This is a genomic window from Alteromonas halophila, assembly GCF_014651815.1.
GTDB classification, from domain to species: domain Bacteria; phylum Pseudomonadota; class Gammaproteobacteria; order Enterobacterales; family Alteromonadaceae; genus Alteromonas; species Alteromonas halophila.
The window spans coordinates 85891-98894 of sequence record NZ_BMXP01000007.1; the positions used below are offsets into that span (position 1 = coordinate 85891).

Genomic DNA, 13004 nt, shown 5'->3' on the forward strand with positions numbered 1-13004 from the left:
CATCTGACCTATCGTGCAAGATGACGATTGCGGTAGCAGTTCTGCGTTATTTGCACGATTAAAAAAACAACTATGGAGACGTTTTTATGCATAAGTCGCTAGTCGCCTTATCAACCGTTGCAGCGCTTGGCCTGTTCGCATGTCAGCCTCAGACAACCGATACCGAAACCAAAGGTGCAGAAGATAAATCTGCTGATACCGCATCGTCTGCTGATACTTCGCAGATGACTGACGCGCAAAAGCAGGCGTATGCAATGGGTGCCAGCATGGGATTGTTTGTTGAAAACCGTGCCCAGCAGCAGGAGCAACTTGGTAGCACAATGGACAAAGAAGCGCTGAAAGAAGGCTTCGAAGATGGCATGAACGGCACGCTGAAATTCACACAACAGGAAATTCAGCAGTTTGCTCAGCAGGGCGAGCAGGCTCTTCGCGCCAAGCAGCAGGAAGTGGCCGCCAAGCAAGCTGAAGAAAATAAAGCCGAAGGTAAAGCGTATCTCGCTGAGAATGCCAAAAAAGACGGCGTAAAAACCACCGACAGTGGCCTGCAGTACGAAGTACTCGAAGAAGGTGAGGGTGACAGCCCACAAGCGACTGATACCGTAAAAGTGCACTATAAAGGCACATTGCTGGACGGTACCGTATTTGACTCTTCCTATGAACGCGGCGAACCGGCCGTATTCCCGCTTAACCGGGTTATTTCAGGCTGGACAGAAGGCGTACAGCTTATGCAGGAAGGTGCAAAATACCGTTTCCATATTCCGTCGGATCTGGCCTATGGCGAACGTGCTCAGGGCGCCATCACTCCGCACTCAACGTTGGTTTTTGAAGTTGAGCTGATGGAAGTGGTAGATAAGGCAGACGAGGGCGTGAAAGCACCTAAAACCGAGGACAGCTAAGCGCGACTCCCGGATAAGAGAAAGCCGACGGAGACCGTCGGCTTTTTTGTATGTTCAGCATTTCCCTGCCTAAGTGTATCCATCGCGCTGTGCCACAGATTATAGACGATGCGCGTACCCGAATCGCTATCCGGGTTATTCGTTGATAACAATTCTCCGAATTGCTCTTTAAGTGTAGTTAAGAATACGCGTCATGCGACAGTGTTTTAGGATCAATTTGGACTAACGGAATAACTGATAGTCCGAAGTATTGTATAAGTTGCTACCGGGGCTGATTTCGGCGTCGCTCGCGCTGCGACCTGAAGGTGGCGAAGTGGCGCAGGATAGCATGCCCCAGTTTATACATGGCATAGCCAACAACAAAATACAGAGCGGTCCGCAGACTCTCTATGCGCACAAGTAAATCCAGCATTCCCAGCACCACGAACATAACGCCGGTAAGAAACAGAACAAAACCTATCAGGGTTGCACTGGTAGTACAGGCCCCTGGTTTATTCTGCGTTCGCCGCACCCTTGCCAGTTCATCAATCATTTGCTCACCGGTTTCCCACTCAAAAGTATTACCTGTATACGGTTAGGACCGCGCAACGGTTACATTTGTTCATTAATTTAGCGTAATCCAGCGATATTTTGTCATTATGCCAGTACGCAAATGTCCGCCACCGGCTGCATCTATGCTTTTACGCTCTGTTTGAACGATAGACGTGCATACTGCATCAGCCTGTCACAGAAAAAATTGACGCTCAGTTGACTGAACCATGTTTAAAAACATGTGCTTCGCCCAGATACTGACAAAGTGTCAGTAACGAGTGTGAGGTGAATGGGCACGTGAAAACGCCATTAGTAACCCGTAGCGGATACAATCAGCTACGCGATGAACTGGATCGTCTGTGGCGGACGGAACGTCCGGAGACCACACGTAAAGTGACCTGGGCCGCCAGCCTCGGCGATCGTAGTGAAAACGCAGACTATCAGTACAATAAAAAGAAACTTCGCGAAATTGACCGGCGCGTGCGCTACATTCGCAAGTGTCTTGAGCGCCTGAAAGTTGTTGATTATGACCCGCAGCAGGAGGGCAAAGTTTTTTTTGGTGCCTGGGTCGAGATTGAAAACGACGCTGGCAAACAGCTGACGCTGCGCATCGTCGGTTATGACGAGATTTTCGGTCGTAATGACCATATTTCGGTCGACTCGCCCATGGCCAGGGCCATGGTGGGAAAAGCGCAGGACGACGAATTTGATGTCAAGACCGAGGCCGGGCAGTTTACCTGGTGGATCAACAAAATCTGGTACAACACCGATGACAGGTTACTGTAACGTGTGCTTTTGCGACCGTTAGCAGTGCCTGAAAAGCCGGTGCAGGATAGCATGCCTGGCGTGTTTGTCAGAATGCGCTAAGCACATGGCTTAAGGGGTTAAACGAAGGTTTTTGATACGTTTAACAATGCTATACTCGCGCCACTTTATTTTTTAATTTTTCTCGCGACGCACATCCGTTTAGTAACGCATGACGTGGCGATGCCTTCAGAGTTAACTATGATTACAAACAAAATTGCCGACGAACTCTCAGTCAGTACCAAGCAGGTTGACGCTGCGGTCGCTCTGCTGGATGGCGGCGCCACTGTGCCGTTTATCGCACGTTACCGGAAAGAGGCCACCGAGGGCCTGGATGATACACAGCTTCGTACGCTGGAGCAGCGACTCACCTATCTGCGTGAGCTTGAAGAACGCCGTCAGGTGATCCTCAAATCCATTGACGAGCAGGAAAAGCTTACACCGGCACTGAAGCAGGATATTCTGTCTGCAGACAGTAAAACCACGCTGGAAGATTTATATCTCCCGTACAAACCGCGTCGTCGAACCAAGGGCCAGATCGCCATTGAAGCAGGGCTTGCACCGCTGGCACAAAGCCTGTTTGATGATCCCACGCAGGACCCGGACAGCCTGGCCAGTGACTACCTCAATGCTGATGCCGGCATCGACGATACCAAGAAAGCGCTGGAGGGTGCGCGCTACATTCTTATCGAACAGTTTGCGGAAGATGCGACATTATTAGCAACCATTCGTCAGTACCTGAATAACAATGCGTATATCGTCAGTAAAGTCGCGCCAGGTAAGGAAAAAGAGGCCAGCAAATATAAAGACTATTTTGATCATGCTGAGAAGCTGAAGAACGCCCCCTCTCACCGGGCACTGGCGATGTTCCGCGGCCGCAATGAAGGCATGCTGCATATTCAGATGGACGCCGACCCCGGTAAAGAGGATCCGACAGCTGGCTCACACTGCGAATACCTGATTGCCCAGCACTACAACTGGCAGCACAAGCAGCGCGCCGCCGATGACTTTCTTGCACAGGTCATGCAGTGGGCATGGAAAATAAAAATTGCTCTGCATATGGAAACCGAGTTTTTTGCCGGTCTACGGGAGCGTGCAGAAGAAGAAGCCATTGACGTATTCGCAAAAAACCTCAATGACCTGCTGATGGCGGCACCCGCTGGCGCCAAAACCACCATGGGGCTGGACCCAGGCCTGCGTACCGGTGTAAAAGTCGCCGTGGTCGACGCCACGGGTAAGGTGGTGGCCACCAATACGATTTTTCCGCATGCCCCGCAAAATCAATGGGACAAATCCTCCCGCACTCTGGCTACCCTGTGCAAACAGCATAAGGTTGAGCTGATTAGCATTGGCAATGGTACTGGCTCACGTGAGACTGACCGGCTGGTCGCAGAAATGCTTAAAAACAATGATGACGTGAATGCGCAGAAGATCATGGTCAGTGAAGCAGGCGCGTCCGTTTACTCCGCGTCTGAACTGGCTGCCAAAGAGCTGCCTGATCTGGATGTGTCACTGCGCGGCGCCGTGTCGATTGCCCGGCGCATTCAGGATCCGCTGGCAGAGCTGGTTAAAATAGAACCTAAAGCCATCGGTGTCGGTCAGTACCAGCATGATGTTAATCAGAGTCTGCTGGGCAAGTCGCTGGACCGGGTTATCGAGGATTGCGTGAATGCTGTTGGTGTGGATCTGAACACCGCGTCACCCGCCCTGTTGAGCTATGTCTCCGGTCTTAATAAAACACTCGCGCACAATATCGTCAGCTTCCGTGACAGCAATGGCGCTTTTGATAACCGCAAGGCGCTGCTGAATGTCGAACGGCTTGGCCCGAAAGCGTTTGAGCAGGCGGCTGGCTTCCTGCGGATCGTCAATGGCAGTAACCCGCTGGACGCCTCTGCCGTGCACCCTGAGGCATACCCGGTCGTGGATGCCATCGTCGATACCACTGCCGTGGCGGTGAACGACATTATCGGCAATACCGAACTGCTGAAATCTCTGTCGCCAGAAACATTTGTGAGTGACAGTTTCGGCCTGCCGACCGTGGAAGATATCCTTAAAGAGCTGGATAAGCCGGGGCGTGATCCGCGCCCGGAATTTAAAACAGCCGCGTTTAAAGAGGGCATTGAAACGCTGAATGATTTGAAACCCGGCATGATCCTCGAAGGTGTGGTGAGCAATGTGGCTAACTTCGGGGCGTTTGTGGATGTGGGTGTCCATCAGGACGGACTTGTCCATATTTCCGCTATGACCGACAAGTTTATTTCTGATCCCCGTGATGTGGTAAAAGCCGGCGACATCGTCAAAGTGAAGGTGATGGAGGTTGATGTCCCGCGTAAACGTATTTCCTTTACCATGCGACTGGATGATACCCCCGCTGCATCAGGCGGCAAAAAAGGCCCAGCCGAGCGCAACCGGACGAAGGGCAAGGCGCAGTCTGCACCGCGAAAAGGCCAGCAAAAGCCTTCTCAGTCGGGCAACAGTGCCATGGGTAATGCCTTTGCAGACGCCTTTGCCAAAGCGAAACAAAAGTAAGACAAACAGGTATGAATGTTTCAGGCGCTGGCGCTAAAGCCAGTGTCTGATGGGGTTACCGTGCTCGAATAGAACTGCTGAATGCGGTCAATCCGGGCACGGCTTTGATCGTCAATGTCCAAAGAACGCTGTCCTGGCTCTGGCTGAACCTGCTCACGTGCTTCGCGGATCGTCTCGCGGGCCGATAGCACAACATCATTCAGCGTCCGTGTTGGCGGGCTGATATTACCCCGGTCAACCAAATCGTCCAGGCTCGGCGGGGTGATACTGGCCGCGTCGACAGTTTGTTCTGAATCACTATTTGAAAGCGACTCGGTGCGCTCTCTGGCAATGTCACTGCGCGCCTCGAACGCTTTCCGACTGGCTTCTGCGGCAACCTGTAAATCCTGTGCCGAAGGCTGCGCCGGTGCCAGCGCTGCGGCTCGTACCTGCTCCATTTTTCGCAGTGTTTTTTCCGGCGTCTGCGCTTCAGAGATATCGATAGAGACTTCTCCGTCGGTCACATAGCGTTTGCCATCCGGTCCCTGAGTATACTCATACTTCGGCGCGCCGGCATATTGGCCACCGGTAGCCGCATGCGCCTTCTCGTGGCTGCGTACTTCACGGTCGCGCGCTTCAAGCTCTTTAATTTCCTGCTTATTCGCTTCCTTTTGCTGCTCTTTCGCATTTTCTTTGCCTGCACTTTCGTCGCTGGCATTGTCTTTGCGGTTGTCTGCAGAAATACCACCCTGAGCGCCCGCACCACCCTGAATCTGGGGCCGTTCATAGGTCAGCGGTGTTGGCTGCTGACCCGGTGTCCGGACACGATCAGACTCTGAGCCCAACCCTTTTTGCGAAGCACTCTGATCGGATTCCGTAGTCTGGGGAATAGTTTCACGCAAAATATTATCCCGCCGCGCTGCTTCAGTATTGACGTTCGCAGTGGGTGTCACCAGCGTAGTGGGGATGGGCAAGACAATATTCATATGCGCGTGATCGTAATCTTAAGCCAGCGTGTCGATTATCGTACCCACGGTATCAAACGCGGTATCCAGCACTTTGGCTGATGCCTGGGCATTAATGCTGTTATTTTGCAGAGATAAAATATCAGACGTCAGATTGTTTGCCGGTTGTGGCAGCATTTCTCTGACGTTCTCAAGGTTACGCTGGGACGCACTGGCCAGCACACCCTCTGGCCCGTTTTCAGCCATGTTTTGCTGCGCGCTCCGCAACGCAATATTCTGCGAAGCCTGGGTGATCCCCTGACTTGCGTTTTGCAGGCCAACATAACCCGACACGATCGCCGAGTTGATACTGTTATCCACAAAGCTGGACATACTACTACCCTAATTTATCTCATACCTCGCGGTTAATTATTAACCATATCAGGTAAAAGATAAAGGCCTGAGCGAAATGACGTGCAGCGGCAGCAGACTGCGGCACACTTATTTGGCCCTTCAGGCCAGCGTTTTCTGATCAAGTGACGCTGCGAAGTTCAGAATAATGTTCGCTGTTTGCTGGGGGTGAGACATAAACGGTGCGTGGGATGCGTGCGGAAGAACCACGGTGTCAGACTGCGGATGTAACTCACAGATGCGGTCAATTCCACTGCTTGGCACCAGCGTATCACGACGGCCATATATTCTCAGCGACGGGCGCTGAATCCGGCCAATTCGTTCGCGCATATCAGCATCGCCAAGTATACCAAGACCGCCGTGCAGCGCCGCCTCAGCTGGTGCCGGGTAATCGGTTATTTGCTGTCTGATTCGTTTAATATCATGACGGGCGGAGTCACTGCCCATGGCCTGAATCGCCAGAAAGCGGTCGATAGTCTTTTGATAATCGTCTTTAAGCTGCGACTTAAACTCATCGAGTAAGGCGGGATCAATGCCCGGCCAGCCTGGTCCAGCAACAAATTTGGGACTCGACGCCAATGTTACCACGCCCCGCAACTCTGTTTCCTCCAGCGCCAGCGACTGTGCCACCAGGCCACCAAGTGACCAGCCAGCGATAATAGCGTGCGCGGGCAAATGTGCAGCGATCATCGCAGTCAGCGATGCAAGATCATAGCGTGCAGGCAACACGGTGGCATTTTCGCCAAACCCGGGTAAATCAATTGTGGTGACCCTGAAATGCGAGCTGAGGAAAGGGATAAAGGAGGAAAATGCACCGCTGTTCATGCCCCAGCCATGCAATAAAACCAGATCGTTTCCTGTTCCAACCGTACGGCTGACAAGACGTTGAGAGTTCTGCGACGCTATCACAAGCATCTCCTGTTCACGGATTTTTATGAGTGTATCACGACCCAATTACGCACCACACCCCATTTGTCTGGCGGCAGCGCAGTGCACTCGGTGGCTTCAGCGCTGCCTGCCTAATCTTGCCTGTCTGCTTTGTGGCGAACCCAGCCGGACACCGGTATGCTCGTATTGTGAAAGCGACAGCGCATTCTACGATAAGGACGCCTTACCGATAAACCTGTTGCTGCGCCCGGCTGTTGCTTCGCATATCCGTCATGCTCACTATCGCTACCTGTATGCCTGTGGCAATTACCAGTGGCCATTCACGACGCTCGTTCACACCCTGAAATTTAAACGCAAACCTGTTGCCGCCACAATTTTAGCTGACTGGTTTATTACGCATGTGCTCAGGCACAGGGATCGCCCCGCGCCTCAATGTATTTTGCCGGTGCCTCTGCATTTCAGACGACTGCAGCAGCGCCTGTATAATCAGTCCGCAGAAATCGCATACCCTATAGGCAGGAACATGGCCGTGCCCGTCATCGAAAGCTGGGCGAGGCGTTGCGGCAAAGGTGCACAGCATACCCGAAACCGTCACGAGCGGTTGCTCGCGGCCCGCGATGCATTTGTACTGTCAAACGCGTGTCTCGATAGCGTCCTTGAGAAGGGGGCGGCCGGTCAGTGTGTTGCTATTGTTGATGATGTGCTCACCACCGGGGTGACTGTGGATGTATTAGCCGCTAAGCTCAGACAGCGTTACCCCTGGCTTGCGATAGAGGTCTGGGTGATGGCAGTGACACCGGCGCCAGGACAGCGCCGGTTGTCGTTAGAGAAAGTATGAAAGATTACTTAAGCAGGGCAGACTGATAAATGGCGTTTGCCATCAGTTTGCTGGTGCCATACCAGTAACCACGGAACTGGGTGTTATCGACAAAGCCAATCACCACTCCCCGTTTCTGACGTTCGGCAATGACTGCTGTTGTGTCACCAATCAGCTTCTGCATCTCGCTGGCACTGTAACCTGCCATTAGTGGCGACGGTGTGTAACGGGCTACGGTCGTAAACGGTGAGTTATCACTTTCCACCACCATGTTGCTGGTTTTAAACATGGGCAGCGTATCGCCCTGATAGCCATAAAACAGCGGATGTGAGGTATCAATGCTGGCATTATACACCGAGCCTGCGACCAGTTTACGTGCATACAAATCATCACGGTCACCGTAGCGCATGGCAGACGTATCAAAAGCCTCGTCGATGGTATCGTCAGACACAATATCAATATCCAGCCACTGCTTGTCAGCGAACAACTCAAGCGCTGACTTCTGACCGATCAGCACGCCACCTTCATTGACCCAGCTGTCCATCATATCGGTTACCATCTCACTAAGCTTTGAATAATCGCCGCTGCTCATAATGATATGCGTGTAATCGCCAAGCGTTACCCGTTCCAGCCGGTGCTGCTCGACCAGTGTCGCCGGCAGTCCTACCCGGGTATCCAGATAGTGCCAGATTTCACCCATTTCATACTCACTGGTGCCTTCGCCACCAACCAGCAACACTTTAGGCAGTGTAACGGGCACCATATTGCGACTGCCCAGATCAATCCCGCGCGAGGTCATACCGGTTTGCAGTGCCAGCACCGGAATATTCAGCGCCTGCGACTGCTCACTGAGGATGTCAGCCAGGTTATCTGGCTGTGACAGGCCAGTTGGGATCACAATACTACCGGCCGCGAAGTCGCGTTCTTTACCACTGGACAACATGCCGGTAAAGGCTTTACCCGCACTGCGCAGGGTCACGTCGTTTTCCAGTAACGCCTGTACCATGGCCGGTGCATAGTAATCCTGCCAGTCAATCACATAGGCATACGCATCGGCCGGCACGGTGCCGGTGTCAGGCTTACGTAACGTAGCGTTAGCAGCGGTATTGATACTGCGCGCTTTACGCGCACTGACGGCCTGATATTCCAGATTAAAAGCCATGGCCAGATTCCACGTCGACACATCGTAGAAGGTATTGTTTTCAAAGTTTTGCTGCGTGGAGAACAGCGATTTAACGAGTCGGTACTGAGGCTGGTCAACAGGAATATAAATCCCGTTATTGGCGGTAACGTTCAAGCCGCCCACATCTGTGTCTTTGTTAACCACGTCGTAGTCGATACTATGCTGATCGAGCAGGTTTAGCATCTCGTTAAAGCGACCATGATCATCCGGGCGCGCAAGCAGGTAACCGGCGATATCATCCTCTTCGGCCAGCGCCTTGGTGTCTTTTACAAACTGGCGCTGATAGCCAAGTATGGCCGGCTTGTTCGCCAGCGCCCCGGCAAAGGTGCTAAGGCTGGTCGTTACCTGATTCTGAATGGTGTCAGCAAATGCCAGCGGCCCATTGATTGAATCCTGCAGATGACCCCGGCTGCTGGCCTGCTCAAACAGGATCCCGATACTGCCGTGCACATCCGGGTAGGTTGAGCCCTTACCTACATAAAAGTCATCAAAGTCCTCTTCTGAGAAATACAATTCACCTTCATCGTCCAGCGCCTTAGCGTGGTATTCCGCCAGTGCCTCGGTAAGGGTTACGTTGCCATCCGGAGTGATAGGGTTTTTGCGTGAGCGCACACCCGGCTGAAAGAAATACGTCGAGTTAGTGCCCATTTCATGAAAGTCGGTCAGTACGTGCGGACGCCACTGCTGAAATTTTTTGATGCGCGCCTGCGATTCTGGGTGCGTCAGTAACAGCCAGTCACGGTTTAAGTCGAACCAGTAGTGGTTGGTACGGCCTGACGGCCAGCCTTCTTCGTGCTCGCGGGTCTCAGGATCGGCCACCAGCTGTTTGCCTTTATGCATATTTGCCCACTGCGCAAACCGCGACAAACCATCAGGGTTAAATGACGGGTCCAGTAACACAACATTGTTACCCAGCAGTGCATCAATGGCCTCGCCCTGACCAGCCGCAAGGTAATAGGCCACCAGCATCGACGCATTGGCACCCGAGGGCTCATTACCATGAATGCTGTAGCCCATATAAAAAATAAGCGGGGCGTTGCTATCGACCTCAGCGCCTTTTTGATAGGCCGCAATATGCTGCTCGCGAATACTATCCAGTTTACTGCGGTTATCCGGTGCGGTGATCGTCAGCAGCAGAAGCGGCCGGTTCTCGTGAGTCCGGCCGGTTTCCTCAATAGTAATGCGATCAGACGCGTCTGCCAGGGTGTACATGTAACTGACCAGCTGGTCGTGTCGCACATGCCACTCACCCACATTAGCGCCCAGCACAGATTCAGGGGTGGGAATGGCAGGATCGTAGCTGACATTATCTGGCAGATACGCCTTAGCAGGCTGTCCACCAGTATCAACGCTGACGCCTGACGCCACACTGACACTGGCAAAACAAATGAGGAGAGACGCAAGGGCGAGCCGACATATCTGTCGGCAGGCACCTGGGAATACATGTGAGTTCATAAAATTCCTGTCTTTTCTTATTGTGCCAAACGATTCCTGAGTAAATTTCCTGCAATACTTGACTGCTTTACTCAGGTAAATTTGTTATCATAGTCCCAAATTCGCAATTTGTAGGACTTGTTGATGATCACTATATCAGAAGAAGCACAAGCTCACTTTGTAAAGTTGCTGGATAAACAAGAGTCTGGCACAAATATTCGGGTATTCGTCGTAAATCCCGGTACGTCATCAGCCGAGTGCGGCGTATCGTACTGTCCGCCTGATGCCGTGGAAGAAAACGATACCCGTCTAAACTTCAACGGCTTCGACGCGGTTGTAGATGACGAGAGTGCGCCTTTTCTGGAAGAAGCAGAAATTGATTTTGTCACCGACCAGATGGGCTCGCAGCTCACCCTGAAAGCGCCGAATGCCAAAGCGCGTAAAGTGGCCGATGACGCCCCGCTGGTAGAGCGCGTGAATTACCTGATTCAGTCAGAGATTAATCCACAGCTGGCCAGTCACGGTGGACAAGTAATGCTGACCGAAATTACCGAAGATGGCTATGCAGTGCTGCAGTTTGGCGGCGGTTGCAACGGCTGTTCAATGGTGGATGTGACGCTGAAAAACGGCATTGAAAAACAAATGCTTGAGCAGTTTGCCGGTGAACTTAACGGCGTACGAGATGCCACCGAACACGAGGCTGGCGAGCACTCGTACTACTAAGTCATGGCCGACCTCTACATCAGCTGGCGCCGCTTTAAACGGGGACTTGCCCTGTTTATTTGCGGCGTTGGCCTGTTACTCACTGTTGGCCACCTTGCAGCAGTGTATTACCTGTCTCTCGCTATTTTACTGACTGGCTTTGCCATCGCTATGTGGGGCTATGCCGGGATCTTCCTAAGCCGCTTTGCCGGTTTGAAGAACAACCGCTTTAACTCAAAGAAATAGGCTGCACACCCGCTGGTATTGTTGATACCGCGTCACTGACATGGACGACATCTATTCATCGACAATCATCTGAAAGCCCCCAAAGATCATACGGCTGCCATCAAACGGCATACAAAAATCATTTAGCCGTTCGTCTTTCATTACATTCTCCCAGCCTTTATCCCGCATGGCCTTCGAAGGCCAGACGATCAAAGAAAACACGACAGTCTCGTTTTGCTCACATTTCACCGCCATAGGCAGAGACGTTACCTTGCCTTCAGGTACATCATCGCCCCAGCTTTCAACAACACGAAGGGCACCGTACTGTTTAAAAATGGCCGCAGCTGCTTTCGCGTGTTCAATATATTTGTCTTTATTGTCTGTCGGAACCGCGACAACGCTTGCATCAATATAGTCCATGATGGCCTCGCTTAGTGGTTGGTGACTGCGCAGTCAGTCAGTGAAAAATACAGTAAGGAACGTGCCAACAGGTCTGTCGCTGCCCAGTGATGACAGGCTTGTTCGCATCTTCCTTAAGTGTAGGCTAAACACGCGCATCTGTGATCATCAGTACAGGCGGGCTGAGCCTGAAACGTCATGGGGTTTTCCATAACCAGGTGTGACCAGGCAGGCTTGCTCAGAGTTGTGAGCCAAGCCAGCGATGAATCAATCGATGCGTTGTCTGGCCGGGATCATCAAGGATCCCTCTGCTGGCTTTTGGAATGTGAGCAAATTTGGTGTCGTTGTTACTATTGTTATTCATATAGTAGCTGAGCATCGCCACCCATGCGTCGCGTTCACTGTCCGGCATACTATTGAGCGACTGTAAGGTGTGCATTAGCATGGGAAAGGGCAGCATACTGCTCAGGTAGCGATTGCTCCACCAGTAGTTAACCAGCACATTAAACGGTGACAGCGATTCCACCGCGTGCCACCAGGGCGTGGGAATATAAATAGCATCACCGGGTTCCAGCTCAGCCGACAGGCCATGCCGGAAGGCTTCTTCATAACGGGGAAAGCGCGCTAAATCAGGTTCATTGATATCCACCAGACTGATCGGCTGGCCGGCCGGTGTATATTCCAGCTGGCCCACGTACAGATTTTCTATCTGCCCGGGCGGAAAAAGTGTAAAGCGACGCCGTCCCGCGACGACCACCGCAATGTTATGGGCCTCATCGAAGTGTGGTGCGACACGTAATGCATTGCCAATCCAGATATGCGGCGGTATTTGCGGCACCAGCGGATTATCAATGCTTTTCAGCAGCGCAGGAAAATGCGTTTTTACATCGGTGCTCTGAATGCACGATGGGCGTGTCTGGTCAGGCGACAGCATGGCCGAAATGGCAGTACTGATATCAGTATTGTCGACCGAAAAATTCATGCCCCGCATATCATCGGAATAAAACATCCTGCCATGCTCGGGCAGGGTAATATGTTTGACACCTTGCTGGCTGTTTTCGTTTTTCAGGTAGTCTGCCACCATTAACGCCGACTGCTTTGCTTCTGCAACCACCGGCCAGTGCTGCGCATAGCCCTTCAGCACGGCGGGCTTGTAGGCAGGCTCAATCTCACGTACAAACACGTCCGGCGTGACGTTATGATACTCGGCTGGTTCGGGCAACGCCGACGGATGGAGGGAGTGCTGTGATGCCATAGGTTGT

The 13004-nt window shown here is 52.4% G+C and carries 13 protein-coding genes; 6 read left to right on the forward strand and 7 right to left on the reverse strand.

The genetic code is table 11. From position 1 onward, the window contains the following. The first annotated feature begins 86 nt into the window (after positions 1-86). Positions 87-896: an FKBP-type peptidyl-prolyl cis-trans isomerase gene (gene fkpA, locus IE054_RS13350; protein ID WP_189407207.1), complete on the forward strand. Its 810-nt coding sequence runs from the start codon at positions 87-89 to the stop codon at positions 894-896. Between the two features lie 262 nt (positions 897-1158). On the opposite strand, the gene IE054_RS13355 is transcribed toward fkpA, so the two are convergent. Next, positions 1159-1428 (reverse strand): hypothetical protein, encoded by a 270-nt coding sequence (locus IE054_RS13355; RefSeq protein WP_189407209.1) that lies wholly within the window; start codon positions 1426-1428, stop codon positions 1159-1161. Positions 1429-1724: 296 nt separating this feature from the next. Here IE054_RS13355 and greB point away from each other — a divergent pair, with 296 nt between their 5' ends. Further along, positions 1725-2213, forward strand: coding sequence for a transcription elongation factor GreB (gene greB / locus IE054_RS13360; RefSeq protein ID WP_189407211.1), 489 nt, complete (start codon positions 1725-1727; stop codon positions 2211-2213). Positions 2214-2432: 219 nt separating this feature from the next. After that, complete coding sequence (locus IE054_RS13365; protein ID WP_189407214.1) at positions 2433-4760, forward strand: Tex family protein; 2328 nt, start codon at positions 2433-2435, stop codon at positions 4758-4760. 20 nt (positions 4761-4780) lie between these two features. Here IE054_RS13365 and IE054_RS13370 read toward each other — a convergent pair whose 3' ends face one another. The 3 genes from IE054_RS13370 to bioH form a co-directional block, all read right to left on the reverse strand. Continuing rightward, on the reverse strand, positions 4781-5725 hold the full coding sequence (locus IE054_RS13370; protein ID WP_189407215.1) for a putative metalloprotease CJM1_0395 family protein: 945 nt from the start codon (positions 5723-5725) through the stop codon (positions 4781-4783). Positions 5726-5743: 18 nt separating this feature from the next. Beyond that, positions 5744-6076 (reverse strand): hypothetical protein, encoded by a 333-nt coding sequence (locus tag IE054_RS13375; RefSeq protein WP_189407217.1) that lies wholly within the window; start codon positions 6074-6076, stop codon positions 5744-5746. A gap of 120 nt (positions 6077-6196) precedes the next feature. Next, a complete protein-coding gene (bioH, locus tag IE054_RS13380) occupies positions 6197-7003 on the reverse strand; it encodes a pimeloyl-ACP methyl ester esterase BioH (protein ID WP_229805150.1) in 807 nt (268 codons plus the stop codon). Positions 7004-7028: 25 nt separating this feature from the next. On the opposite strand from bioH, the gene IE054_RS13385 reads away from it, so the two are divergent. Continuing rightward, on the forward strand, positions 7029-7820 hold the full coding sequence (locus IE054_RS13385) for a ComF family protein (protein WP_189407219.1): 792 nt from the start codon (positions 7029-7031) through the stop codon (positions 7818-7820). 4 nt (positions 7821-7824) lie between these two features. Here the strand turns inward: IE054_RS13385 and IE054_RS13390 are convergent, their stop codons facing one another. Next, on the reverse strand, positions 7825-10437 hold the full coding sequence (locus tag IE054_RS13390; protein WP_189407221.1) for a M14 metallopeptidase family protein: 2613 nt from the start codon (positions 10435-10437) through the stop codon (positions 7825-7827). Positions 10438-10560: 123 nt separating this feature from the next. Between IE054_RS13390 and nfuA the strand changes: the two genes are divergently transcribed. Together nfuA and IE054_RS13400 are read left to right on the forward strand one after the other, a co-directional pair. Then, positions 10561-11139 (forward strand): Fe-S biogenesis protein NfuA, encoded by a 579-nt coding sequence (nfuA, locus tag IE054_RS13395; RefSeq protein ID WP_189407224.1) that lies wholly within the window; start codon positions 10561-10563, stop codon positions 11137-11139. A 3-nt stretch (positions 11140-11142) separates the two neighbouring features. Then, entirely contained in the window at positions 11143-11364 is a 222-nt protein-coding gene (locus IE054_RS13400) for a hypothetical protein (protein ID WP_189407225.1), read from the forward strand. Positions 11365-11415: 51 nt separating this feature from the next. Here IE054_RS13400 and IE054_RS13405 read toward each other — a convergent pair whose 3' ends face one another. Together IE054_RS13405 and IE054_RS13410 are read right to left on the reverse strand one after the other, a co-directional pair. Continuing rightward, positions 11416-11763, reverse strand: coding sequence for a DUF1428 domain-containing protein (locus tag IE054_RS13405; protein ID WP_189407227.1), 348 nt, complete (start codon positions 11761-11763; stop codon positions 11416-11418). A gap of 217 nt (positions 11764-11980) precedes the next feature. Beyond that, positions 11981-12997: a cupin-like domain-containing protein gene (locus tag IE054_RS13410; protein WP_189407229.1), complete on the reverse strand. Its 1017-nt coding sequence runs from the start codon at positions 12995-12997 to the stop codon at positions 11981-11983. Positions 12998-13004: the final 7 nt, after the last annotated feature.